This window comes from Paenibacillus sp. A3M_27_13, from assembly GCF_024213315.1.
In the GTDB taxonomy this organism is placed as follows: domain Bacteria; phylum Bacillota; class Bacilli; order Paenibacillales; family Paenibacillaceae; genus Paenibacillus; species Paenibacillus polymyxa_B.
In genome coordinates, this window is the sequence record NZ_JANAVE010000001.1 from 142,009 (window position 1) to 167,555 (window position 25,547).

Sequence of the window (25,547 nt, forward strand, 5' to 3'; positions counted from 1 at the left end):
GATAGTGTCAATTTTTTAACAGATTCATCCACTCTGAAAAAAACACAGGAAAAAGTCCTCCACATGAATGTGAAGGACTGTAATTAAGGGTACTCTACGCTTTTTACGGAGCAGCCTCTGGTTCGAGTAGCATGAACAGTTCTTTCATCTGCTGTCGCTTGAGTTTGGGACTAAGCACATACAATGTATCGCCCGGTTCAATTACAGTAGTGCCTCTAGGGGCAATAATTTGCTCGTTCCGAATTATGGCTGTGAATAAAATATCTTCAGGCAACTGTATATCCTGAATCGCTTTGCCCGCTATCGACATCCCCTTTTGTACCTGAATGTGGTTGATTTCCGAAGTGGTTTTCCCCAGAGAAACTAATTCCAGCAATGAAGGAGACGATGTTTCGTTAGGGTCCATCAAGCCAAGCTTCACCGCTAACCACGAAATAGTTGTACCTTGAATGATCGCAGAGGTGAGCACGACGAAAAATACAACATTAAAAAACAAGGGTCCTACATCCATCTCATCCAGTAAAGGATAGGTTGCTAGTACAATAGGTACCGCCCCCCGCAGTCCTGCCCAGGATAACAGTGTCTTCTCGCGCACAGAGTACCTGGAAAAAAGCAAGCTTAGGAACACGCCTATTGGACGAGCCACGAGCATGAGGATGAAGGAGAGCGCCAAGCTTTGCCACGCAATGCCCAGCAATTGATCAGGAAAGACCAATAGGCCGAGCAGGACAAACATCATAATCTGCACCATCCAGGCGAAACCATTGTTAAAATGAATAATGGATCGCTTGTAGGTCAAGTCGGAATTTCCCAAGACAATGGCCATGACATAAACCGCCAGCAATCCGCTTGCCTCCAGTAACGATGCCGCTGCATACGTCAAGACTGCAAATGCCAGCGCCATTACAGGATACAAACCGGATGAATCAAAATTCATTTTATTAATCGCATATACACCTATACGTCCAAGTACAAAACCAACGACTAAACCAAAACCCATTTCCCATAAAAACAACAAGATATGTATCCAAATGGATTGCTCAGGGTGATGTATCAGCTCAATCAATGTTACCGTGAGAAATACAGCCATCGGGTCATTACTGCCGGATTCCGCTTCGAGCGTCGAGGTAATTCGTTTTTTGATGTTTTTACCTCCTAGAACGGAAAACACGGCTGCCGCATCCGTCGATCCGACAATAGCGCCAAACAGCATGGATTCCATCCAGCTTACGCCTAAAATAAACTTGGCGCATACGCCAATGACTACGGTCGTAATGATGACCCCTAACGTTGATAATGATAACGCAGGTCGAATAACTGGCTTAACGTCTGCAAACTTTGTCTGCATCCCGCCTTCAAACAAGATTACAATGAGCGCGAGAATGCCCACCAGCTGTGTGATAAAGGCATTATCAAAATAAATAAACTGACTAAGCACCATACCTACGGCAATAAACAAAACAAGCGCAGGCATACCGAAACGGCTGGAAAATTTGGTAGTCAGCACACCGACCAGCAGCAAGCTGGACAGCAAAAGCACAATCAAATTTATAAGGGTTGTCTGTTCCATACGCTTCTCCTATCTTGAAAATGGATGTTCAATTTTTCGCCTTCTATCTATATACCCTCAAATCACACAGAATACTAATCTTAAGTAAAAAAATATATGAGAAAACAAAAAATCCAGCTCATGGTCTGTGCTAAATCGCACTCGATGAGCTGGTTTGTATATTTTTTATAAGGCTTAAGCAGAGACAATCGTCGTGCTTTAGGCTTTAGGATGAATCATATGCGCAGGTACAACATATTGATCGAACTGTTCTTCAGTCAACAGTCCGCTGCGGAGTGCCGCTTCTTTTAAAGACAGTCCTTCTGCATGTGCAAGTTTGGCGATTTTAGCGGCATTTTCATATCCGATATGTGGATTCAATGCCGTCACCAGCATCAGCGAATTATTCAAATTGTGCTCAATTTTAACGAGATCAGGCTCAATGCCGATCGCACAGTTGTCATTAAAAGCAATCATGGAATCGGCCAGCAGATGAACAGACTGCAAAAAATTGTAGATGATTACTGGCTTAAACACGTTCAGTTCAAAATTACCCTGACTCGCAGCAAAGCCGATAGCTGCATCATTACCCATTACTTGAGTAACGACCATCGTCAGTGCTTCGCTCTGGGTCGGATTCACCTTACCGGGCATGATAGAGCTACCTGGCTCGTTAGCAGGGATCGTAATTTCCCCCAAACCGCTACGCGGACCACTTGCCAGCCAGCGAACATCATTGGCGATTTTCATCAAATCGGCAGCGAGCGCTTTGACTGCTCCATGTACGGCCACCACTTCATCGTGGCTGGTCAATGCATGAAATTTATTGGGTGCGGAAGTGAACGTTTTGCCAGTGAAACTGGAAATTTCCGCAGAGGTTCGGGAGCCAAACTCTGGATGAGCATTAATTCCTGTCCCCACCGCTGTACCGCCAATCGCCAGCTCCTTCATGTATTGAACCGTGTCGATGATAATTCGCTTGCTCTTGTCCAGCATGGCATACCAGCCGCTTATTTCCTGGCCCAGCGTAAGCGGTGTCGCATCTTGTAAATGGGTTCGTCCAATTTTTATAATATCCTTGAATTGCTCTGACTTCTGTTGAAAAGTCTCTTTCAGCTTATCGATGGCAGGCAACAAACGATCCTCCACTGCAATGACACCCGCTACATGAAGCGCTGTAGGAAACGTATCGTTTGAGCTTTGCGACATGTTCACATCGTCATTGGGATGCAGCTTCGTATCTTTTCCCTGCTCTTGTAACCATTGGCTTCCCAGATGAGCAATCACTTCATTCACATTCATATTGGACTGCGTACCGCTCCCTGTCTGCCATACAACCAATGGGAAATGGTCATCAACTCGCCCTGCGAGAATTTCGTCTGCTGCATAAATAATGGCATCCTGCTTCTCCTGTGATAGCTTACCCAGCTTATAGTTACTGATCGCCGCGCTCTTTTTAAGCACCGCGAACGCCTGTATGACCTCTAATGGCATTTTCTCCGAACCAATCGGGAAATTTTCCTTACTGCGCTGTGTTTGCGCTCCCCACAGACGGTCTGCCGGTACTTTGATTTCGCCCAACGTATCCTTTTCGATGCGGTAGTTCAACTCATTTCCTCCTCTTGGCCTATGTAATTCAGACAAAATATGGTGATCTCTCTTGCCTATTATACATTAAATTTCAAATGTTATCATTTATTTTGCAAGCGCTTTTTTACGATAAGGCCAGAGGAGGCAAAAGGAGATTTCCGCTACTATCCTGGGTCACTAAGTTCAGCTAATGGTGATATTTCTTTTGCCATGGACTTCTTTTCTGCCCAGTAGCTTGTTCAGCGCATCGATGTAAGCTTTGGCGCTAGCTTCCAAAATATCAGTACTTGTGCCTCTTCCCAGTGCTGTGTACTCACCTTGCCTCAAAATGGCGTGTACTTCCCCCAATGCATCTTTGCCATATGTTACAGATTGGATCGAGTAATCCTCCAACTCCACCTCTTCACCACTGGCCTTGTCTATAGCATGGAAAATCGCATCTACAGAACCGTTACCCATTGCTACTTCATCAATTGCTGTCCCATCTTGTTTACTCAACCGAATGGATGCGACTGGAACCGACTGATTGCCATAGGACACCTGAATGGAATCCAGTGTGTAAATTTGAGGCGAGGCATTGCGGCTTTCATCCATCAGGACGAGCAAATCTTCATCCAACACCTGTTTTTTCTTATCCGTCAAGTCCTTGAATTTGCGGAACGCCTCTTGCAGCTGTTCCTCCGTCAAAGCTTCAAACCCCATGTCCGCCAGTTTTTCTTTAAATGCATGTCTACCCGAGTGCTTGCCCAATACAAGTTTACTTGTCTTCAGACCAATACGCTCAGGGGACACGATCTCATACGTTGTACGCTCTTTAAGCATTCCGTCCTGATGTATACCAGACTCGTGTGCAAACGCATTGGCTCCAACAATGGCCTTGTTTCCCGGTACCGACATCCCCGTACGTTTGCTCACCAGGCGACTGGTGGCATACAGCTCCTCCAAAACCAGACTCGTTTGTGCACCATAGAGCTCGGTTCTAGTGTCAAGGGCCAGTGCAACTTCCTCGATAGGTGTATTTCCGGCTCGCTCACCGATGCCATTGATGGTACCTTCAAATTGGTCTACACCATTACGGATAGCCGCCAGCGTGTTAGCTGTTGCCATACCAAGATCATCATGACAATGTGTGCTAAGTTGTATTTTTTCGATACCGGGCACTTGTTGTTTTACAATTCTAAACATTTCACCGAACTGGTCCGGCGAGGCATATCCCACCGTATCCGGTAAATTGACGACTGTCGCTCCAGCACGAATCGCCATATCCACGACCTCACAAATAAAGTCCAGCTCGGTACGACTGGCGTCCTCTGCTGAAAATTCTACCTTGCTGAAATACTTGCGTCCATAACGAATGGCAGCTGCAGCGGTCTCTAATACTTTCGCTTTATCCATTCGCAGCTTATGTTGGCGGTGAATGGGCGAGGTAGCCAGGAATAAATGAAGACAGGCATCCTCAGCTCCTTGTAGCGCCTCTCTGACTGCATCAATATCCTGTTCCTTCGAGCGTGCAAAACCAACCAGTGTTGCTTGGGTAACCTGTTTGGCAATCTCCTGCATGCTGATAATCTCACCAGGCGAGGTTGCTGGAAAGCCAGTCTCAATCCGATCTACGCCTAATTTTTGCAGCTGAAGAGCAATTTCCACCTTTTCTGTGCTGGTTAAGCTAACTCCTGGTGATTGTTCTCCATCTCTTAACGTTGTGTCCAACACCCATATTTTGCGCATACAGATACCACCTTTGGATTGATTTTAGGAGATGTTCGAGTAGAAGGCTGAAAATTCGTTTTATTATTCATCTGATCATCTGATGTTTAAAAGTAAAAAAATTTATGAACTTCCCATATGCTTTTGCAGCTCTAGCTTGGTGCCGTCCAAATGTTGAATGCTATACAGCTCGGCAGCCTTGCCATCCTGATCCCGGATTGCTTCATATATTTTTTCATGCTGCAAAGTAAAATGATTTTGCATCGCTGGATCGGTAATGAGATTGTTCAACGCCTTGCGAATGGCCTCTACAAAGCTGCCATATACGTCTGTAAGCACCTTATTGCGTGTAGCTCCGGCAACAGCCAAGTGAAAAGTGATATCCGCATCTAAGTACCCAGACAAATCTCCAGCGACCAAAGTTGCAGCACGACGGTCCAGCGCCGCACGCATTAAGTGTAAATCCTCGTCATTACGACGTAATGCAGCCAATCTGGCAATCTCTAGTTCCAACACACTCCGCACTTCATAAACCTCAATAATTTCAGCACGGCTTAGACGGTAATCCAATGGCTCTTGAGAAGTTGTCGGTTGGCAGACAAAAGTTCCGTGTCCTTGCTTTTTCTCTAATAGACCGGCATGTACCAGAACGCTAACCGCTTCACGCACTGTAGACCGCCCGACTCCGAATAGCTTCATGAGCTCAGGCTCGGTTGGAATCTTTGTGCCCACATTCCATTCACCAGCAGCAATTTTTCGTTGCAGCTGTTCAGCTACTTCATCGGCGATTTGCTTGCGTTTGACGGCTTGAAAAGGAAAATTCATCTGATCATCTCCTGTTTCGTATCATACTATGACTGCTTGGCATTCTGCAACCTTTTTCGTCCTCCTTCCCCATTGTCCCTTACCTGTGCTTTACATACCCAAATAAAGCCTGCACCGTTGGACACGATACAGGCTTATAAGGATAAATTAAATGCTAGGATTTCGATTTATTAGGTGTAATACAATACAAACGGCTGGTTGCCTCAAAAATATGGCCTGGAGCCAGTGCAATCAATCCGATCTCCTCCGCTGGTAGGTCCGGACGATTCGGTGCATTGATCATGTTCATTTGCGGCTCAGGACAGATGAATTCCTTGTTCGCTTTGTTATTCCAGATCATCCAATGCTTATAAGCTGTACCTACATCGTATACGAGGGTAGCCCCTGTCTTACTGTGTGTCAGTTCCATGTAGTTGCGTCCATTTTGCGGAGCTGCCGTGTAATGATTATCCATAGAGGCAAAATAAGGACTAACTCCCGTCGTCTTCAGCAGTTCCTCTTCCGGAGATAAAGGCTGGAACTGACCTGTGGCCAACAACCGTTCCGTCAGCTCACGACGCTCACCGATTGTGACCTTAATCTTGTAATCCTCAGGCGAGCTATCGGGTACGAACGGAACGCGAATCGCTGTGTGAAAGGCAAATAAGTTGGGGATCGGTTGATCGCCCTCGTTATGGATCACATAACGCTGATGCAGGCCAAATTCGTCCAGGCTGTACGTTAACTTCATGGTAAAGGTGAAGGGTAAATAGCGGAACATGGGATGTCCTTCCCTTACATGCTGATTCATTACCACATAGCTGCCTTGCTCTCCGGAACCGTAGTCCTCAACCTCCCACCGAACAGTGTGTAAAAAGCCGTGCAGATGGTTGTGGGTCGCCTCTTCATTTATCGGCAGCTCATATGTAACACCATTCCACAGGAATTTTCCATCCTCATACCGATTCGGAGGGAACAGGAAAGGAATTCCGTAAACGGACGGGCTTTGCTTAAAAGCCTCTATGCTCTCAGCATCTGGCTCACGCAGAAAAGAATATCCCGTTTCATTGTCACGAAAAGAAATCAGATTTGCGCCGTTTCCCGGCAGGGCAACCGCTTCATATCGTCCAAATTTAAGACGAATCGCCGGTATTCCATAATAAAGATCACCAATTGCAGCATGTTGTTGTGTCATCAAAAAATCCTCCTTGATGAAATGACGATGTTTAATGAAAGCGTTTAGCTTTTGGCTTGACTATACCATGCTGAGCAAAAAAATTCCACGTCCACACAAAAAACGATGCCCCGCAAGGCATCGTCCTTCACACATCACTACACATAACGTCCCTGTTTGGGTACAGCCATGTGCTCAAAATCTCCCGCCAGTTGCTCCAGCTGATCTGTCAGCTCAGCACCACGCATGTAATGACCATGTCCTGTGACTGCAATCTCAGGCTTTAACTTGGCCAGCATTTCCACCGAACGCTGCGCAGCTTGCCAATCTGTTGTAAAATACGCAGGAGGTCCATGTATTTCTTTTTCCTGTAAAATAACGGCCAGTGCCGATTCCTGTTTCACCGTAATAAAAGCGTCACCGGCCACCATTAACCTTCTTCGCTCATGAAAAAGCGATACATGACCAGGTGTATGTCCTGGCGTATGCAGCCACTTCCAACCAGGGGCACCGGGGACACTGCCATCTTGGGGCAGGGATGTGATGCGATCATCGAGATCTATAGCATCATTGGGGTATAAGAAGGAAATGCCCGACATTAAACCTCCCCCTACACTAGGGTCAGGTTTTTGATAATCCTTCATTCCCGTCAAATAAGGTAATTCCAAAGGATGTGCATAAACAGGTGTACCCCAATGCTGTACCAACTCAATAACCGAACCTACATGATCAAAATGACCATGTGTAAGCACAATAGCGATTGGAGGGCCAGCGAACCGTTCCTCTGCCAGGCGTATAATCGAGTCTGTAAATCCTGTCATCCCCGTATCCACCAGCACCCAGGAGCGGCTTCCCGGCTCTCCAATAAAACACATATTTACAAACAGCGTCCGTAAGCTCAGGAGATCGGGAGCAGCCTCTTCATTTGCCGTCATTCCTTCGGTGAACAGATGATTTGCCAAAGCTTCACCCTCCTATTCACATGGAATTTCCTGTTAATATCGACCTTTAGGCTTCCCCCATGTCAGCAGATTATGCGGACACTGCTAAATATAATCCGCTTGTCACGAAAATAGACCATGTTTACATTACTCGGGTAATTTGCTCCATGCCGTATCTAGCAAATAATCGAACAAATCATCGTTCTCTTCAATCCAGCTATCCATTTGCAGCATCTCTTCCTCCACCCGTGGCTCTCCTGCAAAATGGAGACTGTAATCCCATTCCTTTCCCCTTTTACTGTGGAATGTGATTTCATATACAGAGCTCTGTCCGTCTACTCCAAATACCACTTGGCCCAGATAAGCACCATTCTCATCTCTTGTCATTTGTGCCTGTTGAATATGTACTTCTTTCACTTCCTGAGGTGAATTTTGCTCTGTCATTCATCTATCCGCCCTTTCATTTTCACTAAATAGTACCAAAACTGATTTGTGAACCTTTTCGTTACATTGTACAATATATAAGCTATGTGTGGAATTTGCAAAAAAACTGTGCAAGTTACCCAAGCCTTGTTTAAGGCTTTTCGTGAAATGGAGGAAAGTTACATGTCAGATTTTCAACAAAAATTGCAAAAATATGCCGAGTTAGCCGTTCGGGTCGGCGCCAATGTACATCCTGGGCAGACACTCATCGTTCATGCGCCAATCTTGTCCGCCGAACTCGTGAGACTTATCGTCAAATCAGCGTATACTGCTGGAGCCAAGCTGGTTACAGTAAAATGGAGTGATGAGACCATTACTCGATTACAGTATGAACTAGCTCCTGATGAAACTTTTAATATTGCTCCCAAATGGTACGCAGCCGAAATGACTGAAGAGGTCGAAAATGGCGCAGCTGTACTGCATGTCATTGCAGAAAATCCGGATTTGCTTAAAGGGATTCCGTCCAGCCGAATTACTGCTGCCCAGCGCGTGCGGTCACATGAATTACGTCAATACCGCGAATTTCAAATGGCCGACAAATTCAGTTGGTCTCTGATTGCTTATCCTTCAGCAGAGTGGGCTGCCAAAGTATTCCCTGATCTGCCAGCTTCAGAGCAAATGGATAAACTGTGGGATGCCATTTTCAGCACCGTGCGTGTGGATCTGGATAACCCCGTGGAGGCGTGGAAAGAGCATTTGAAAACCCTTTCCAGCAAATCTGATATTTTAAATGCCAAACGCTATAAAAAGCTGCATTATCTGGCTCCAGGCACAGACCTCACCATCGAATTGGCAAAAGATCATCTGTGGGTAGCAGCCGAAAGCGTCAACCAACAGGGACATACTTTTGTAGCCAATATGCCTACCGAGGAAGTGTTTACAGCTCCGCTCAAAACGGGAGTGAACGGTAAGGTCAGCAGCACCAAGCCACTTAGCTACAGCGGAAATATCATCGACAACTTTTCACTGACTTTTGAAAATGGACGTATTGTCGATGTACAGGCAGAGATCGGTTTGGAAACTCTTCAGCATCTCGTAGAAATGGATGAAGGTTCACACTATCTGGGTGAGGTTGCTCTCGTACCTCATAAGTCACCTATCTCTGATAAAAATATTTTATTTTATAATACGTTGTTTGATGAAAATGCCTCTAACCATTTGGCCATCGGTAATGCCTATGCATTTAACCTTAAAGGCGGCAAGGATATGACTCAAGAGCAGTTGGCTGCCAACGGCCTGAATTCCAGCCTGACACACGTCGACTTTATGATCGGTTCAGGTGAAATGGACATCAACGGCGTTACCGAGGACGGTACTGAGGAACCTATCTTCCGTAAAGGAAATTGGGCGATCTAACACGGCAAAAAAGGCTCTCACCGCTTCATGCGTGAGAGCCTTCTTGCTTCATCCTATAGGCTATGTTAGATCTATTTTACAACGTGTTAATCCAAGAATTCGCTGCAATTCCAAAAACAATTTGTATCACGCTGATGATAAAAAAGACAATAAGACAATTTACAACTCTTCGATTGGTGGTTTGATGCATGGATAAAGATGATTTCACATAAAACATACTGCCTAATATCCCCAAACACAGACCAAAGATGCCAGCAAATAGCCATCCTATAACCAAACTGACCACGACAAAAGCCCAACTCCAGCCGGGAACTTTACTCACAGGAACATAAGGTTGATTGGACCCAAGATACACACCGTCCACGGCTAAATCTGCTTTGTTGCCAATGACAACAACATTTACAGCTTTTTCTTTCAATCTAATTGGAAAATCAATCAAGTTCAAAAATGCGTTCTGGCTTTTAACCTTCTGCTCGCTTCCATTTACAATAATTTTTCCGCCAGTTAAGCTACGCTTGTACTCAATACTATATTGAGTACCTTGATCTTCTACATTCCATTTTGCCATCGCTAAACCCCTCTCAAATTTTAGGGGAGCCATAAATATACTCCCGGCATTTCCTGATTATGTACCATAAAAATCATAACATAAGCTGCAAGTTAAATAATGGGAAAAAGGCCGCTGATCAGCGACCTTTGATTCTACTTTATTTCGTATGGGGTTAGTTTCTATATCCAATTTTAGCCTTGTAGGCAAGTGAATACTGGTCAGCCGCTAAAATCGCATCAAGCACATCATCCGCTGTGACAGCAAATGGTAGATTGTGAGCAGTTTCGCCTTCTTTGGTAGCAGCCTGAGCTACCCGGTACAAATCCTCTCGGGAAGCTTCCTGGAGCTTAATGTCTTCCAGCGTGACAGGCAGATCGAGTTTTAGATAAAAGTCAATATACCGCTCCACCTCGGACAAAGGTCTTTTTTCCAAGGCAAGCTGGACTAAGGTGCCAAAAGCTACCTTCTGACCATGTGTCAGGTGATGAATGTCTCCTTCCAGAACGGTAAAACCATTGTGAATCGCATGTGCGCCTGCCAAACCGCCGCTTTCAAAGCCCAAACCGCTTAGCAACGTATTGGCTTCCACTACCGCTTCAAGCGCAGGTGTGACGACTTTGCGTTTCACGGATTCGTAAGCCTGCAGTCCGTAATCGAAAAGAACTTCCTCACACTTGGACGCAATGGCTTCTGCCGCCAAGGTTGGCAAACCACCAGCCATTGTCGTTGCGCGAGCTTCAATGACCGCACGGGCTTCAATCCACGTCGCCATGGCATCTGCAATACCTGAGGAGAGAAACAAGGGCGGCGCTTGAGAAATGACTTTCGTGTCCACCAGGATCAGGCTCGGATTTTTACTGAAAAAGGTATACGTATCAAATGCACCCTCATCAGTGTACAAAACAGATAGTGCACTAGTAGGGGCATCTGTAGAAGCGGTTGTTGGAATAATCACAACCGAGGAACCGAGTAGTTCATTAACGGCTTTGGCAGTATCCAGCGTTTTACCACCACCTACACCAATGACAATGTCGACCTGGGCGCTTCGTCCCTGATCCGCAATGCGGTTGACTTCATTTTTGGATGCTTCCCCTTGAAACTCAATTTTAACCGCCGTAATATCAGTCTGTTCCAGACTTTTTACCACGCGGTCGGCTGCAATCTCCCAAACCAGCTTGTCCGCAATAACCAAGGCAGTATGACCAAATGGCTTAACATACTCACCAGCTTTATCAATCACATTTTTCCCTTGCACATATTTACCTGGACTAATAAATACTTTTTCGCTCATCGTTTAACTCTCCCTTCCAAGTTTGTACAATTTCTATTATACGGCTGAAAGGGCACACATCTCAATTTCGAAACCAAGATCTTCAATCATTTGATGATCAAATGTGACCTCTTGGCCTTCTGTCGTTAAATAATCTCCTACAAAAATTGAATTCGCTGCATACAGGCATAGCGGTTGTAACGAGCGTAAATTCAACTCTCGTCCACCTGCAACGCGTATTTCTTTGGATGGACAGATGAAGCGGAACAGTGCCAGCACCTTCAAAGCTTGGATAGGTGATATTCGCTTTGCTCCCTCCAACGGGGTTCCAGGGACTGGATTCAAGAAGTTAACCGGAATAGAGTCAGCATCTAACTCCCGTAAGGCATAAGCCATTTGAACGATTTCCTCATTCGTTTCCCCCATCCCGATAATAACGCCAGAGCATGGAGACATTCCGTGAGATTGAGCCATTTTCACAGTTTCGACGCGTTGATCGTATGTATGTGTGGTTGTAATCGAGGGATAGTTGGCCTTACTTGTATTTAAATTATGATTGTATCGATGTACCCCAGCCTTTGCCAACCGCCGTGCCTGATCTCCCTTGAGAATCCCTAAGCAGGCGCAAATTTTGAGCGGCATCGTGCGATTAATTTCTTGTACTGCCTCAATCACCTGATCCAGTTCTCGATCTGTTGGACCTTTGCCGGAAGCTACGATGCAATAGGTCCCTGCTCTCCGCGCTACTGCTTCCCTAGCTCCAGCCAATAGTGATTCCTTGTCCAACATACTGTACTTGCTCACAGGCGCCGTGGATACGATAGATTGTGAGCAATAACCGCAATCCTCCGGGCATAGGCCACTTTTGGCATTGATGATCATGTTGAGCTTTACTTTTTTTTCATAGAAATGATGCCGCACCCGAAATGAAGCTTGCATAATCGGTAATAATTCTTCATCGTCGGCTTCCAGTACCGCTATGCCTTCTTCCAGCAATACACGGCTGCCGTGTATTGCTTTTTCAGCCAACGAGTCCCATTCTATAACCTTGTTTAGTAAATTCATACTTCTTGCCTCCCAAAATTTAATGATCAGGTAAATGGATAAGATTTTCAGCGTAGAGAAGTTCTTTTTTTATTGTCAACCTAAAGAATTATAATAAGGTTGACAATTACACGAACATCATATCAATTCATGTCCATTCTGTAAAGAAGACAAAATAAAAAGCGACCCCACATCGTTCAAGGTCGCTCTCTAGATTTATTCCGTTATGAGACTCCTGCTTCTTCCACGATGATAGGCTGTTTTATCAGCCGAATACGTGAAATCCGCTTGTTTTCAACTTCTTCTACCGTGAACATACATCCCTCAAACACTACAGACTGGCCAGGCAGTGGGGGAATAACCTCGACATGTGAGTATAGCCAGCCCCCTACCGTATCATAATCCTCATGATCAAGATCCAGTCCAAAGCGATCGTTCACTTCATCAATTAATAACATGCCGTCAATGGAAAATTCCTCGTCATTAATCTGCTCACAACTTGGACGCTCCTGATCGAACTCATCCTGAATTTCACCAACGATTTCTTCCATAATATCTTCCAGTGTTACCATACCCGATGTACCGCCATATTCATCAATCAAAATTGCGATTTGCGTCTTGCTACGCTGCATACGTTTGAGCAGATCACTAATTTGCGTAGATTCAGGGACAGCAAGAATCGGTCGAATCATCGTACGGGTATCCAGTGTGTTCGCCCGTAGAAGGTCCTTAATATGGATAAAGCCGATAATATGGTCCTTATCTTCGGCGCAGATTGGATAACGGGTTCTCATGCTTTCCGTCGCAATCGCGAGATTTTCTTCTGTGGACTCATTACTGTATAAGCAGATCATCTCAGTTCGCGGAATCATGATTTCCCTGGCGGTCGTGTCGGTAAAATCAAATATATTATCAACAAGCGCCAATTCCGTATTATCAATTAGTCCGCTCTTATTGCTTTCTTTCATCAGAATGCGTATTTCATCTCCGGTATGCGCGGAATCGTCATTCTCGGATACCGGCTCCAGACGGAATAAACGCAGCAGGCTGTTCGCCATTCCATTCAACGCCCATATGAATGGATACATCAACTTGTAAAACCAAGTCATCAGCATGGCTGAATACAGCGTAATGGTCTCAGATTTACGAATAGCTATCGTTTTGGGCGCCAATTCACCCAAGACAATATGCAGAATCGTAATGACAATAAATGCAATAACCACGGCAGTACCGTGCACATATACCGCTCCTAATCCGGCGGCTGTAAATACAGGTTCGATCAAATGTGCGATGGCCGGCTCTCCGATCCATCCTAGTCCCAACGATGCTAGTGTAATACCCAACTGGCAGGCAGACAAATAAGCGTCCAAGTTGTGTAACATATTGGCGGCGTACACGGCCTTTTTATTGCCCGCTTCCACCAATGTTTCAATACGGCTGCCTCTGACCTTCACCATGGCAAATTCCGCAGATACAAAAAAACCATTCAATAGTACTAATGCAAAAACAATAAATAAGTTAAACATACTCGGTAAAGGGTCACTCAATATGCTCCCCATCAGCCGTCATTACGGCAGACAGGCGCACCTCCTTCGGATAGTTTCATCATAGACAGAACGATAACACATCATAAGCAGCGTCAACTTCCCAACACATTCACTCCTTCCGGCTTCCAAAGCCATATTCCGCATAAATGATTAGATCATTCATCAGCTTATATTTAATTATATAACTATACTCTATACAGTCAAACCACAAGCAATGTCAGAAAAAACAGCTCCTCTATCATTTAGGTTGTAAAGCTCTCGTTTTCGCCGCTTACCATCAAGAAAGCTACTATATTTGAGAAAGATTATAAACAAAATACATCCCCTGCCGTCTGGCAGAGGATGTAGACTCATATATATTAAGGCATCAGCGAACCGGGGATGCACCCGGGTTCCCGATGACGCCGGGATATTGGTACAACAACGGCTCATCAAATGTTGCATAGTCCAGGTTTAGCATTAGTAGAATGGTCCGTTTGCCCGTCGCCGGATCACTAATAATAATGTGGTCCCGACCTGCTGCTTCCAGAATGCCTTTGAATATTTTCGCATTCCATTCCCGGTTATTTTCATAGGTCATATAAAAAGTTCCCGTTTTTCCTAAGTTCAAGCGTAAAATATTTTCGATGTATGATTGCTCGTATTGCGGAGTCTGAACCTGCACTACGGTACCCGTTGGTGTCATAGGGCTGCCACTACTTACTTGAGGTGGAAAGCCAGTCATAGGCTGCATGGTTCCGATTGGAGTCATCCCTCTTGGCCATTCGGGATACCCATTGCCGGAAGCATAAGATACGGGACGGTAAGCTTGCTGTGAAATCATGTAAATTCCTCCTAAAATGGTTTAAATTTAATTCTTCAAGCCATTCTGTAAATTGTCTAATATACATTAGGACAATCCTGTACAGTCGGGCTAAAAAAGCAGTGGGCTTTAAAACGTCCGGTATTGACCTGGCTATACCAGGTATCTGGGCAGTCTCCGGCAGGTCTGAAAAACCATAATGAATTGGATGCCGGACGTATTTTCTCTCCATTGATTACACGCTGGGCAAGTCGAATGTCCCGATCACGGGCTTTCTGATAAAAATACCCCTTCTGAGTAGCCTCAAACCCGCCGGGGCTTTGAAACACCATGTCATTCATCATACGTATGCCCTGGAAATCCAGGCAATTGGATAAAATCCGGTTCACCCCAACATTACCGACCATGAGCATTCCCTGCTCTCCTTCGCCTTCGGCCTCAGCCCGCATCAGTCGGGCGAGGGTCCTTACATCCTCTGAGTTGGTCTTGATTACAGCCACCGCGTCCCCTCCTCGCTTCTCCATCACATACCCTATCGTATGGTACAAATGCCCAATGGGTGACAGTCCAGAAAAACAAAAAAATAGCCCCAAGACTGGGACTACTCATTTAGGCTTTTATTATGGCTCATAAATCATTTTGCGCGTCATGCCACCATCTACTACCAGATTCGTGCCTGTTACAAAATCATTGCCAGGTTGTGTCAAATACAGACAGGCCCGTGCGATGTCTTTAGGGGTTCCTACTCGCCCAGACGGATGCTGTTGATGGTCTTCTGCACGCAGTTGCTCATAATCCCCGGTTTCAATCCACCCTGGACTGATGCAATTGACCTGAATCCCGTCCTTTCCTAGCGACATAGCCATCGCGTGTGTAAGGGCCGCAATGGCTCCTTTGGATGCCGCGTAGGCTTCTGTATCCGGCTCTGACATGAAAGCTCGTGTAGAGGTCATATTGACCACAGAGCCACCTTCTACGTTTCGTTTCATTACCTTAGCCGCTTCCCTAGTGGCAATAAAACAGCTGCGTACGTTTGTATTCAAAATGTCATCCCATTCTGCTATCGTTAACTCATATGGAGATTTCCATTTGGACACGCCAGCGTTGTTAATTAGCGTATGAATCGTACCGTATTCTTCTTCCGTGGCACGGATTAGCGCCACTATATCTTCTTCCTTCCGCACATCACAAGGAATAAAAATGGCCTGATAGCCTTCGTTCCGGGCTGCTGCAGCGGCTGCGGCACCCTCTTCCTCATTGTGGTCCGCAAATACAACATGGGCACCCTGAGCAGCGTAGGCAAAAGCGACCTCTTTCCCGATGCCATGCGCCGCTCCTGTTACAATAACAACTTGTCCCTCAAATGACACAAATCATTCCTCCTCTGAACTACTCTGTTCTAATATATATGTACCAAAATGTGCTGTACAAGAAACATCTACAGCCCCCTACCCTGATTTCTCGCAGAAGGCTGTAAATGAATCCAAGAACATTAGACTGAAATCTACATTTTAACCTGTTCCAAGCTATAGCGATTAAGACGCTGAAACCCGATATACCTTGTACCCTGAAAAGTAAGCCGTCCCTCATCACCTTCAGCGCATTGACCATATTCTTCCCCAGATACCTTGAACTCCATCCGGTCGCCACTCTCCACCTCGAAGGTTACGTAATAGAAAGTATAGGTACGAGTCCCTTGTTCCTCCTGCCGCCTCTGTTGGAGATGTGTCCTTCTGGCTGTAATTCGGGAACCGACCGTCAATACAGGCTGTCTTTTATTCCGACTCCATTCCATGACTTCCCTGCCTGCAGACAACACGACAATTCCCAACACGACAACGAAAAATACGGGCAGTACCGTGCCCAGCCAATCGAACATCCATAATGACTCAAATCCCATGCACCGCACTCCTCTCCGCCAGGCATTCCACAGGGAAACTACCGGGCATCCTGACCTGACCTAAGCTTTCTATAACAGTATATGTATGTTCCTGCCCAAATTTGATAGCAACTCTCAAGAACGCCAAGAGCCCCCACGGAATAATCCGGGAGGCTCAAGATATGGCGATATCAGAATGATGCATCGATTTACACATGTACAAGCTGGAGATAACGTTGTGTTTCATTCAGAACTTCATGATCTTCGTCTTCAGCGTAACGCTCTGCACACTGCTTGCAGTCCTCTTCAGTCGTGCAACCATAGGCATCCTGGCAAGTATAACAAAATTGAAGGTAGTATTGGGTTAACATATGATCCTGATTCGCTCTCATGATTATCACTCCTATCGTTGTTTACAGGTTTAGTATAACAGCGGCTTATTCGTTGGTTTGTGATTTTTTTCACATATAGTCGTATAAAATTTAAATTTTTTAAAAATAAAACGCCCTGGGAAAAACACCCCAGGGCAATCAGCTTTATAGCGATTATAAAATTCTCCAGTTCGCACCGCCGTCCGTCGTTTTCAGCAGCAGTGATTTCTTGTCATCAAGGCGTTCCAAAAGGAGCCAACCCACCGAAGAAGAAGCGAAACGGAGCTTGACTGAACGTGGGTAGTCTTTTAGCTTCAAAGGTAGCACTTTGTTGCCTGTGAGACTTGTCCACGTCTTTCCCCCATCCAATGTACGGCTCATTCCGGTTTCAGTTATGATCCACCCTTCCTTTTCGTTTAGAAACGTACGTCCAGGGATAATAGAATTAATGTTGCTACTCAGACCCAAAGGCACACCGCTCCATTGGGCCCCTGTATCATTTGTAAACAGTCCATTATATTTTGTGCCGTTAGCCCCATAGCAAAGAACCGGAATCCAATACGAGGAACTGCTCCCTTTCAGAGACTGCTGAGCTTCTGCTTTGGCCTGAGGGCAGCCTTGTATTCTGTTAGCTACCGGAGTCCAGGTTTTCCCTTGATTCGAAGTCTTGTATAACTTAACACTGCTATCCAGATTGATCGCTACAAATCCCTGATTGTTGGAAGAAAAGCTCATTCCTGCCAGACTGCCCCGATCGGGTAAACCTGAGCCTGTTTTGTTGGATGTCGTACCAGAACTTTGCGCAACTTTATTCCACGTGGCTCCCCCGTCAGTGGTGTGATACAACAGTTTTTGTTGATCCTGCTCATTCAGTTTTACATATGCCATGATCCAGCCAGTAGTTGGATTTACATATTGAATCGAGCTCACATGATCCCCGCTTGGAAGCGCTGAAACATCCCAGCTCTGTCCTCCATCTGCTGTTCTCAGAATGACGGTTGCTGTTTTGTCCAAATTTTGACGGACAACCCAACCGTGACGAGAATCAGTGAAACTGATGTCCTTTCCATATTCAAGTTTGTCTTGAAATTGGACATTTTCGGAGGGGGAAATATTATTCCATGTCTTTCCGCCATCATGAGTATCATAAAGCCGGAGCTCATTATGGGTAACTCCCCAAACTAACCCTTTATTGTTATCAATTAAATGAAAATCCGCTATTCGCGTCTGAACTACATATTTGGCGTTGGGATCGCCCACCTTTGGAGTCACTGGTGGATTAATAGTAATCGTCTGACCCTGGTCATCAGGTTCCTCAATCGGAGGTTTAGTTAACGTTTCTGGGGCTTCAGCAGAACAGGCAGTCAGTAGAATGCCCGTCAGTAGCAGTACTCCCCCTAAGAGCGCACGCCAGCGCAGTTTCATATAAAAATCCTCCCTCGATGGCATGCTGTAATCACGTGCCAAAAGCTTATCTGAAACAGAATTATACCATAAACGCCTCTATGTGACACTTTTCGCGTAATGTCAAAAAAAACCGGACCCTTCACAAAAGTGCAGGATGCCGGCTTTTTTTATACTAGAATTTATTAAGATTTACGGTTCAACAAACTTTTGTGGTATCCATAGAAGAAATAGATCAGCAATCCAAGCAGGAGCCACACAATGAATCCAATCCAGGTGCTAATATGAAGCTGAAGCATCAGACCGATGCAAACCAAAGCACTTAAAAGCGGGAGCAACGGCACCCACGGCACGGTAAAGCCTCTTTTCAAATCAGGGCGTTTCTTGCGCAGCACGATAACCCCTACCGATACCACAGCAAAAGCGAACAGGGTTCCAATACTCGTCAAATTGGTCAGTGCATGTAATGGAAACAATCCACTAGCCAATGCGATAATGCTGCCCACCAGCCAAGTGCTTCGTATCGGTGTTTGAGTTTTGGCATTTATTTTGGATAAAAAAACGGGTAAAAGGCCATCACGTGACATAGAGAAAATTAACCGCGTTTGACCAAACAACAGCACCAGTAAAACGGTGGTCATCCCCGCAATCGCACCGACTGAAATCAATCCGGCAACAAAATCCTGATGAATAAAGCGGAGAGCAAACGCAACAGGATCACTTACCCCCAACTGCGTATAAGGTACCATTCCAGTTAGTACAACTGAAACCGCAATATACAGTACCGTGCAGATCGCTAGAGAAGAAATAATGCCGATGGGCATATTCCGCTGCGGATTGCGAACCTCTTCGGCTGCAGTTGAGATGGCATCAAAACCCAGATAAGCAAAAAATACGATTGCCGCAGCACTCAAAACACCAGAAAAACCATAAGGCAAAAATGGTGTCCAGTTGTCAGGCTTAACATAAAAGATACCGATCGCAATAAATAGCAATACAACTCCGACTTTAACACAAACCATTATTAAATTGAATCGGACCGTCTCCTTGGCTCCGAGACTCAGTAACAGTGTAATGAGCATAATGATGCACACGGCTGGTAGATCAATAATGGTTCCCTTAGTTGAATCGAAGGCTGCGGTTAAAGCCAGCGGTAAATGTACATCAAATCCAGCCAGCAAGCCTTGAAAGTAAGCAGACCATCCACTACTCACAGAGGCGGCCGCCACTCCGTATTCCAGAATCAGGTCCCACCCCAGTACCCAGGCCAAAATTTCTCCAAATACAATATAACTATACGCATAAGCGCTCCCAGCTGCGGGAACTGTAGATGAAAGCTCCGCATAACACAAGGCTGCTAGTACGCAGGCAATACCTGCAATAACAAAGGAGAGCATCAATCCAGGACCTGCATTTTCTGCTGCTGCCTTGCCAGTAATAACAAAAATCCCAGTACCGATAATACATCCTACACCTAGCATGGTGAGATCAAAGGCACCCATTGTTCTCTTTAAGTGACCTGTAGATCCGCTTTCCTCATGCGGGAGCAGTCCTGTTTTTTTTCGAAATAAGTCCATATGCCGAATCCTCTTTCCATAATTTCATGCGTCAATATCGGTGCTGCAACGCTTTAGTGCGTGTTCTTATCATTCGATTAATTATTAGCGAGCTCGTCTTTGAAGTCAAGGAAAAATGTCATATTTCTTTGCGGTGGGTAAATATATACGGTACACTAAGTTGGAAAGATAAATTTTTAAGAAATACCCCAAAATGAAAAGGTATTCAACCCGAGAAGGAGATGAGGATTTTATGAGCTTAAAACCTTACAAACGAAGTAGAGTGGCCATTGTCGGCATGGGAGCGGTTGGTACAACAACCGGCTATACCCTACTGCTGCGCCAACGCATGTCAGAACTTGTCTTTATTGATGTCAACGTCAAAAAGGCGAAGGGGGAAATGCTCGATATGAATCATGGGCTTCCCTTTCTCGGTGGTGTCAAAGTGTGGGCAGGTGATTATGAAGACTGCCGTGATGCAGATATCATTATTGTTACAGCAGGTGCTTCACAAAAGCCTGGAGAAACGCGCATTGATTTGCTGAAGCGCAATGCCGAAATATTTGAAAGTATTATTGATAATATCGTCAAGGTCAATACACATGGCATTTTGCTGATCGCTACCAATCCAGTGGACATTCTCTCCTACATCTCTTGGAAACGCAGTGGTTGGCCTTCAAGCAGAGTCATTGGGTCAGGTACGTTGCTGGACAGCGCACGCTTCCGTTATTTGATCGGGAAGCAAAAGGGCATCGATCCACGAAGCATCCACGCCCATATTATTGGAGAACACGGTGACTCCGAGTTACCTGTATGGAGCACAGCCAACGTAGCTGGAACTCCACTGGAACTGGGTGAAGAAACGAAAAATGAAATTTTTGAAAATACCAAGAATGCTGCCTATGAAATTATAGATGCTAAAGGCGCAACTTCTTATGCTATCGGGCTGGCTCTCGACCGAATCGTAGCCGCCATTCTCGGGGACGAGGGGTCGGTACTTAATGTGTCCACCTTGCTGGAAGATTATAACGGAGTATCTGACGTATATTTAGGTGTTCCAAGTATCGTAGATCACAATGGGGTACGTGAAATTTTGGATCTTCCGCTCAATGACGAGGAACGTGCAAGATTGCTTCAATCTGCGGACAAGCTGAAGAATCAAATTAGCAAAGTTCATATGTAGATCGCGAACATAAATACTAAACAAAACTGGCCTCCACAGCGGTAATATCCGTTGAGAGGCCAGTTTTTTAGTCATTATAATGTAAAAGTTCAGTTTGTCGTCCTGCTATGCATTCGAATTACCAAGGTGGCGTATCGCCATCCACGTCCTCATTTTCATGCTGGCGTTTCTCTTTTAGCCGCTCAGCCACCGTTTCAAACGATTCAGGTTGGAGTAACTCAATCGGTGAAAATCCCTTTTCAAACGTAAATGCATCACCTTCAATAATAAGTGCATATCTATCATGAAGTTTCGTGATATGCAGTTTGGCGCCAAAGTCGGACAGTAGCCCACGCACGGCCGTATCATCTAGTTTGAAACGAACTTCAATTTCTGGTTTCAGCTCGACAATATGCTGTGCAGCCTCTACGACCTGAAGGGGTTCCCATTTCCCTTGCAGATCCCGTTTTTCGCTAGCCGCCCACAATTCCAGATCGCGCTCTTCCTGCTGTCTTTCCTCATTAGATGCATCCGGCCATTTGGTTTCTACATAGTTCTGAACGAAGCCCATGACATGCTCATTGACGATTTCCGGCATGGATTGCTCATAGGTCACGAATTTCAAAAAATCTTCAAAATACCGGGCATGCGAAGACTGGTGAATTTTAAGCTCCCACTCATCGTTCATCCCTTCCTCAAGCATGTAAGGATACATGATGGATTTCATATTACGGGCAGAAATAGCCATTTCGACCTCACTCACCAGACTGCTTTCAGTAATTCTGGCAATTTTAGGTTCAAAATCACATTTAAGCACAAAAATAAACGGATCATCCGAGTGTGTATTCAAGGTAGCCTGTACAATGATTAGCGCTCCGCCGCGTACTGCGCTCGTATCCAGATACATCCGCACCAGATCGTCACAAGCATTTTTAAAATCTTCCTTATCCTCTGCTGCCCGCAGTCGGGCGAACATATTGAAATTCGGATTACTGCTCAATTCATGCTCCGGTTCGACGATAAAGCGGCCGATTTTGGTCGGTGCCTGCTCTGTGCTGGGGTTTTTTTCAACCTTACGCTTGCTAATACGAGCAAATTCCCCGTCCAGAAATTTTTTAACATCGCTTTCGTCATAATCGTAGTCGTCCATTGTAGCGTAATGCTTATAGGACTTACCACCCTGTCCTTCTTTTCCATCTACCTGAATTACAAAAAAAGATAAAAAATCCACTTGAAAGTTCATTTACGTTCCATTCGCTCCTTTTCAGGCATGTACGCGTAATTATATCACTATGATTTTAAAAGGTACATCGGATTCAGATCCCTATTACTAGATAAACATTTTAGTTAACATAATATTTATTATGTTGATCATTTTTTCGTTTAGTTATCATTCCCAATTCACAAGTTTAAAGTGAGTACTTTTACCACTATTCTAATTCACGTCCTTAAGGATCATTGACCTCTTTATTTTCCATGCTCTACTTTCTTCATGATTTCAAAAAACATTTGACTAATAAGTAGTTGATTTATTATATTATCTATTATTATATAGACAAAAATATATTTTGTTTATATAAAATGATATTTCAAGGGGGTTGCGCCCTGAAAACAGGAAAGGAGAGTTTGTTGTTGTTTAAAAATCCATATATAAGGACCATTATCGCCTCCAATGTGCTGCTAAATTTGGGCATTTGGGTGCGCAACTTTGCCATACTGTTGTATGTAACAGATTTGACTAATAATGATCCCGTATACGTATCGCTCATTTCGGTTGCTGAATTCATGCCTATTTTTCTGTTCGCTATCATTGGAGGAACATTCGCGGACCGTTGGCGGCCCAAACGGACCATGATTAGTTGCGATTTGCTATCCGCGGCCTCTATTTTTATTGTTTTGTTGGCATTATGGTACGGGTCATGGCAGGTGCTTTTGCTGTCCACTTTCTTTTCAGCCATTCTATCTCAATTTTCTCAGCCGTCTGCGATGAAGATATTTAAGCAGCATGTAGCACCAGAACAGCTACAGGGAGTGATGGCCCTTTTTCAATCTCTCATGGCATTATTTATGGTTATCGGCCCTGTTATCGGTACATTTATTTATCAACACTTTGGAATTTTCACTTCAATGTCTATAACCGGAATATTGTTTCTCATCTCGGCGCTTGTTCTGACTCGCATTCCACAAGATGAACAATCACTTGAGATAGATGATCAACCAACTCATTTCATTCAAGAGCTTAAAGAAGGAATACGTTATGTATGGAATAACCGCACACTTCGCACGCTTGGGGGAACATTTACCGTAATTGGGCTGGCGGTCGGACTTATTCAACCATTAATGGTTTTTGTCGCCATCGAGAACCTTGGACAAAACAAGGAATTCCTGCAATGGCCGTTAATGGCGAACGGAGCGGCTATGCTGGTGGGAGGCGGCCTGATTATGGGGGTTGCCAAAAAAGTACAGCCGCAATTGCTGCTGGTGGCCGGACTTTTGGTCAGCACACTGACAACCTTTGGTGTCGGATGGTCACACAATATTGTGCTGACCATGGCACTACAAGTTTTCAGCGGCCTATTTTATCCTTGCATTCATATCGGTATCAACACAATGATGATGAAAAACGCCGAAGCTGCTTTTATCGGCCGCGTCGGTGGTGCCCTCTCTCCCCTGTTCTCTGGGATGATGGTCGTCGGTATGAGTATGGGCGGAACACTCAAACACGAATCCTCCCTGAACACCGTATATACCGTGAGCGCCGGCTTGTTTTTGGTCGGAGCGATGCTATTGTTACCATTGCTTCGTGACAGGCAGCCCGTACAAGCTGTCATAGCCGATGATTCTAAATAACAGCACAAGAAACCGCCCCTGGAGATATGATATGGCATCCTCCGGGGGCGGTTTCTTAATGTTTGTATCATGATTTCATACAGATTATGACTCTCTTCCTTCATGCTGTCTTTTCCACAATCGTGCATACAGGCCGTACTTTTTCCGCTACCAGAAGGACCTACAAGCGCTGTGAAAGAATGGAATGGCATAAGCCTGCTCACATCCCGCAGTACAGGCTGGTCACCATACCCAAAACTTATGCGCCTCAGCTCAATGTCGTGTCTTTCCGAAGGCAGCTGGTCACCCAGCATCACTGGCTCGTTCAGCAATTGGACGATACGCTCACCTGCCTGTTGTTGTCTCTACTTTTATAACTACGAGTGATTTCAGTCTTAACTCAAACAGCGCGCACCGATTGAGTATCCGCACGCGCTGGCTGCATAGCTTTTTTCATCTGTCTACTTGACAGGGATATGACCAAAGGACGGTTTTTTATATCACTTATACATTTGTAGAAAATAGTGAAGGTGTCTTTTTCAGTGCACTTATTTTATTTCTTTCATAAAGCTCCTGAAGTTTTCAACGATTTCCTTTGATTTGGTATGGTGTAAATAATGTTCTCCTTCAAGTGTCATTACTTTTCCATGAACAGAATTTTTGACTTGCTCTTCATGTAGTGGTATCCATCTTTCCACATCTGTATTATTCGCTTGTATAAAGAAAATAAGGGGCAGATTTTTTGGGAATGTTAAATTTTTAGCTGCTTTAAAATTAGGATAAATATTTTCCATTTCGTTTGAGGTGCTGGAATTATACATGTTTTTTAGAGAAAGAATTCTCATTTGTTCTTTTGTTTCATCATCATAGGGTAGTCCAGCATATGGGTCACCAGTTAGTTTCATTACCAATCTGGCTAAACCTGATTTTTTGAGAAATTTAAACGTTTTTATTGGTAATTCAGCATCCATACCACCTTGCGTTGGAACACTGCTATCAATCCCGACAAAAGCACTCACTTCGTTTTCATATTTGTTCACATAATCCAGTCCGTAAATGCCTGCAATGGAATGACCCATTAGAATATATCGGTCAATTTTAAGACTCTGTAAAGCTTCATGAATTTCACTTACAATATTCTCTGTGTTTCGTTCCTTTTCGGTTAGATCACTTAATCCATAACCAAAAGGCTCAATAACGATGACTTTGTAAAATGGAGATAGCTCTTCTACTAGCGGTTTAAAATCAAGTGCTGGTGCTGCTGTTCCATAACCTGGTAGTAACACGACGGTCTCTTCGCCTTTTCCTTGAATCAAAACATTCATTTTTTTCCCATCTACAGGTACGAACTGACCATAGGATTGTATTTTTCCTTGCTCTGATTTGCTGCTGATAATATTAACTGTATAGACAACGGCTAGAAAAAGCACGATTGCTATAATTATTGTTCCTATTATTTTAAGCAAAATGCTTCGTACTTTATTTGTTCTCGTTCCATTCCTCATTTTCATTACCTCTCTTCGTTTCAC

General features: G+C 44.7%; 23 protein-coding genes and 1 pseudogene. 3 read left to right on the plus strand and 21 right to left on the minus strand.

Annotated features, from left to right (window positions below; genetic code table 11):
* Nucleotides 1–103: 103 nt before the first annotated feature.
* The 7 genes from NLX82_RS00595 to NLX82_RS00625 all read right to left on the minus strand — a co-directional run bounded on the left by NLX82_RS00595 (nucleotide 104) and on the right by NLX82_RS00625 (nucleotide 8,209).
* A complete protein-coding gene (locus tag NLX82_RS00595; RefSeq protein WP_023988873.1) occupies nucleotides 104–1,570 on the minus strand; it encodes a potassium/proton antiporter in 1,467 nt (488 codons plus the stop codon).
* A gap of 198 nt (nucleotides 1,571–1,768) precedes the next feature.
* The gene (gene fumC, locus NLX82_RS00600) at nucleotides 1,769–3,157 is read right to left on the minus strand and encodes a class II fumarate hydratase (protein ID WP_023988874.1); all 1,389 of its coding nucleotides are present in this window, start codon (nucleotides 3,155–3,157) and stop codon (nucleotides 1,769–1,771) included.
* A gap of 165 nt (nucleotides 3,158–3,322) precedes the next feature.
* Complete coding sequence (locus NLX82_RS00605; protein ID WP_023988875.1) at nucleotides 3,323–4,867, minus strand: 2-isopropylmalate synthase; 1,545 nt, start codon at nucleotides 4,865–4,867, stop codon at nucleotides 3,323–3,325.
* A gap of 102 nt (nucleotides 4,868–4,969) precedes the next feature.
* The gene (locus NLX82_RS00610; RefSeq protein ID WP_075154251.1) at nucleotides 4,970–5,671 is read right to left on the minus strand and encodes a FadR/GntR family transcriptional regulator; all 702 of its coding nucleotides are present in this window, start codon (nucleotides 5,669–5,671) and stop codon (nucleotides 4,970–4,972) included.
* 154 nt (nucleotides 5,672–5,825) lie between these two features.
* Nucleotides 5,826–6,845, minus strand: coding sequence for an aldose 1-epimerase (locus tag NLX82_RS00615; RefSeq protein ID WP_013310435.1), 1,020 nt, complete (start codon nucleotides 6,843–6,845; stop codon nucleotides 5,826–5,828).
* A 137-nt stretch (nucleotides 6,846–6,982) separates the two neighbouring features.
* Nucleotides 6,983–7,786, minus strand: coding sequence for an MBL fold metallo-hydrolase (locus NLX82_RS00620; RefSeq protein WP_023988877.1), 804 nt, complete (start codon nucleotides 7,784–7,786; stop codon nucleotides 6,983–6,985).
* Nucleotides 7,787–7,912: 126 nt separating this feature from the next.
* On the minus strand, nucleotides 7,913–8,209 hold the full coding sequence (locus NLX82_RS00625; protein WP_023988878.1) for a hypothetical protein: 297 nt from the start codon (nucleotides 8,207–8,209) through the stop codon (nucleotides 7,913–7,915).
* 162 nt (nucleotides 8,210–8,371) lie between these two features.
* Between NLX82_RS00625 and NLX82_RS00630 the strand changes: the two genes are divergently transcribed.
* Nucleotides 8,372–9,604, plus strand: coding sequence for an aminopeptidase (locus NLX82_RS00630; protein WP_023988879.1), 1,233 nt, complete (start codon nucleotides 8,372–8,374; stop codon nucleotides 9,602–9,604).
* A gap of 76 nt (nucleotides 9,605–9,680) precedes the next feature.
* Here NLX82_RS00630 and NLX82_RS00635 read toward each other — a convergent pair whose 3' ends face one another.
* The 11 genes from NLX82_RS00635 to bcaP all read right to left on the minus strand — a co-directional run bounded on the left by NLX82_RS00635 (nucleotide 9,681) and on the right by bcaP (nucleotide 20,048).
* On the minus strand, nucleotides 9,681–10,172 hold the full coding sequence (locus NLX82_RS00635) for a hypothetical protein (RefSeq protein WP_023988880.1): 492 nt from the start codon (nucleotides 10,170–10,172) through the stop codon (nucleotides 9,681–9,683).
* Nucleotides 10,173–10,326: 154 nt separating this feature from the next.
* Nucleotides 10,327–11,445, minus strand: coding sequence for a glycerol dehydrogenase (locus tag NLX82_RS00640; protein WP_023988881.1), 1,119 nt, complete (start codon nucleotides 11,443–11,445; stop codon nucleotides 10,327–10,329).
* 36 nt (nucleotides 11,446–11,481) lie between these two features.
* Nucleotides 11,482–12,489, minus strand: coding sequence for a biotin synthase BioB (gene bioB, locus NLX82_RS00645; protein ID WP_023988882.1), 1,008 nt, complete (start codon nucleotides 12,487–12,489; stop codon nucleotides 11,482–11,484).
* Nucleotides 12,490–12,692: 203 nt separating this feature from the next.
* A complete protein-coding gene (locus NLX82_RS00650; RefSeq protein WP_175405309.1) occupies nucleotides 12,693–13,994 on the minus strand; it encodes a hemolysin family protein in 1,302 nt (433 codons plus the stop codon).
* 388 nt (nucleotides 13,995–14,382) lie between these two features.
* The gene (gene gerQ, locus NLX82_RS00655; RefSeq protein ID WP_023988884.1) at nucleotides 14,383–14,838 is read right to left on the minus strand and encodes a spore coat protein GerQ; all 456 of its coding nucleotides are present in this window, start codon (nucleotides 14,836–14,838) and stop codon (nucleotides 14,383–14,385) included.
* 56 nt (nucleotides 14,839–14,894) lie between these two features.
* Nucleotides 14,895–15,317: a cell wall hydrolase gene (locus tag NLX82_RS00660; RefSeq protein ID WP_023988885.1), complete on the minus strand. Its 423-nt coding sequence runs from the start codon at nucleotides 15,315–15,317 to the stop codon at nucleotides 14,895–14,897.
* A 120-nt stretch (nucleotides 15,318–15,437) separates the two neighbouring features.
* A complete protein-coding gene (locus NLX82_RS00665; protein ID WP_023988886.1) occupies nucleotides 15,438–16,187 on the minus strand; it encodes an SDR family NAD(P)-dependent oxidoreductase in 750 nt (249 codons plus the stop codon).
* A 134-nt stretch (nucleotides 16,188–16,321) separates the two neighbouring features.
* On the minus strand, nucleotides 16,322–16,717 hold the full coding sequence (locus tag NLX82_RS00670; protein ID WP_013371386.1) for a DUF2500 domain-containing protein: 396 nt from the start codon (nucleotides 16,715–16,717) through the stop codon (nucleotides 16,322–16,324).
* 188 nt (nucleotides 16,718–16,905) lie between these two features.
* Nucleotides 16,906–17,088, minus strand: a complete 183-nt coding sequence (locus tag NLX82_RS00675; RefSeq protein ID WP_023988887.1) for a hypothetical protein — start codon at nucleotides 17,086–17,088, stop codon at nucleotides 16,906–16,908.
* Between the two features lie 153 nt (nucleotides 17,089–17,241).
* Complete coding sequence (locus NLX82_RS00680; protein WP_023988888.1) at nucleotides 17,242–18,492, minus strand: WD40/YVTN/BNR-like repeat-containing protein; 1,251 nt, start codon at nucleotides 18,490–18,492, stop codon at nucleotides 17,242–17,244.
* 164 nt (nucleotides 18,493–18,656) lie between these two features.
* Nucleotides 18,657–20,048 carry a branched-chain amino acid transporter BcaP gene (bcaP, locus tag NLX82_RS00685; RefSeq protein ID WP_254347405.1) on the minus strand — a complete coding sequence of 464 codons (1,392 nt, stop codon included), beginning with the start codon at nucleotides 20,046–20,048 and terminating at the stop codon, nucleotides 18,657–18,659.
* Between the two features lie 232 nt (nucleotides 20,049–20,280).
* Here bcaP and NLX82_RS00690 point away from each other — a divergent pair, with 232 nt between their 5' ends.
* Entirely contained in the window at nucleotides 20,281–21,210 is a 930-nt protein-coding gene (locus NLX82_RS00690; RefSeq protein ID WP_023988890.1) for an L-lactate dehydrogenase, read from the plus strand.
* A gap of 118 nt (nucleotides 21,211–21,328) precedes the next feature.
* On the opposite strand, the gene NLX82_RS00695 is transcribed toward NLX82_RS00690, so the two are convergent.
* Entirely contained in the window at nucleotides 21,329–22,432 is a 1,104-nt protein-coding gene (locus NLX82_RS00695) for a DUF3900 domain-containing protein (protein WP_028541652.1), read from the minus strand.
* A 389-nt stretch (nucleotides 22,433–22,821) separates the two neighbouring features.
* Between NLX82_RS00695 and NLX82_RS00700 the strand changes: the two genes are divergently transcribed.
* Entirely contained in the window at nucleotides 22,822–24,039 is a 1,218-nt protein-coding gene (locus NLX82_RS00700; protein WP_068942553.1) for an MFS transporter, read from the plus strand.
* A gap of 134 nt (nucleotides 24,040–24,173) precedes the next feature.
* Here NLX82_RS00700 and NLX82_RS00705 read toward each other — a convergent pair.
* Both NLX82_RS00705 and NLX82_RS00710 read right to left on the minus strand, forming a co-directional pair.
* Nucleotides 24,174–24,377, minus strand: a pseudogene (locus NLX82_RS00705) (ABC transporter ATP-binding protein); the annotation flags it as partial.
* A 189-nt stretch (nucleotides 24,378–24,566) separates the two neighbouring features.
* Entirely contained in the window at nucleotides 24,567–25,529 is a 963-nt protein-coding gene (locus NLX82_RS00710; protein ID WP_202404184.1) for an alpha/beta fold hydrolase, read from the minus strand.
* Nucleotides 25,530–25,547: the final 18 nt, after the last annotated feature.

Excerpts from the sequence above, each read along its gene's own strand:
- NLX82_RS00690 (WP_023988890.1), top strand. The coding sequence starts at position 20,281 with ATGAGCTTAAAACCTTACAAACGAAGTAGAGTGGCCATTGTCGGCATG.
- NLX82_RS00675 (WP_023988887.1), bottom strand. The coding sequence starts at position 17,088 with ATGAGAGCGAATCAGGATCATATGTTAACCCAATACTACCTTCAATTT.
- NLX82_RS00625 (WP_023988878.1), bottom strand. The coding sequence starts at position 8,209 with ATGACAGAGCAAAATTCACCTCAGGAAGTGAAAGAAGTACATATTCAA.
- NLX82_RS00605 (WP_023988875.1), bottom strand. The coding sequence starts at position 4,867 with ATGCGCAAAATATGGGTGTTGGACACAACGTTAAGAGATGGAGAACAA.
- NLX82_RS00680 (WP_023988888.1), bottom strand. The coding sequence starts at position 18,492 with ATGAAACTGCGCTGGCGTGCGCTCTTAGGGGGAGTACTGCTACTGACG.
- NLX82_RS00710 (WP_202404184.1), bottom strand. The coding sequence starts at position 25,529 with ATGAAAATGAGGAATGGAACGAGAACAAATAAAGTACGAAGCATTTTG.
- NLX82_RS00595 (WP_023988873.1), bottom strand. The coding sequence starts at position 1,570 with ATGGAACAGACAACCCTTATAAATTTGATTGTGCTTTTGCTGTCCAGC.
- NLX82_RS00635 (WP_023988880.1), bottom strand. The coding sequence starts at position 10,172 with ATGGCAAAATGGAATGTAGAAGATCAAGGTACTCAATATAGTATTGAG.
- gerQ (WP_023988884.1), bottom strand. The coding sequence starts at position 14,838 with ATGATTTCACAGCAAGCTTACCGTCCCGTATCTTATGCTTCCGGCAAT.
- NLX82_RS00695 (WP_028541652.1), bottom strand. The coding sequence starts at position 22,432 with ATGAACTTTCAAGTGGATTTTTTATCTTTTTTTGTAATTCAGGTAGAT.
- NLX82_RS00670 (WP_013371386.1), bottom strand. The coding sequence starts at position 16,717 with ATGGGATTTGAGTCATTATGGATGTTCGATTGGCTGGGCACGGTACTG.
- NLX82_RS00650 (WP_175405309.1), bottom strand. The coding sequence starts at position 13,994 with ATGTTTAACTTATTTATTGTTTTTGCATTAGTACTATTGAATGGTTTT.
- NLX82_RS00630 (WP_023988879.1), top strand. The coding sequence starts at position 8,372 with ATGTCAGATTTTCAACAAAAATTGCAAAAATATGCCGAGTTAGCCGTT.
- bioB (WP_023988882.1), bottom strand. The coding sequence starts at position 12,489 with ATGAATTTACTAAACAAGGTTATAGAATGGGACTCGTTGGCTGAAAAA.
- NLX82_RS00640 (WP_023988881.1), bottom strand. The coding sequence starts at position 11,445 with ATGAGCGAAAAAGTATTTATTAGTCCAGGTAAATATGTGCAAGGGAAA.
- bcaP (WP_254347405.1), bottom strand. The coding sequence starts at position 20,048 with ATGGACTTATTTCGAAAAAAAACAGGACTGCTCCCGCATGAGGAAAGC.
- NLX82_RS00610 (WP_075154251.1), bottom strand. The coding sequence starts at position 5,671 with ATGAATTTTCCTTTTCAAGCCGTCAAACGCAAGCAAATCGCCGATGAA.
- NLX82_RS00615 (WP_013310435.1), bottom strand. The coding sequence starts at position 6,845 with ATGACACAACAACATGCTGCAATTGGTGATCTTTATTATGGAATACCG.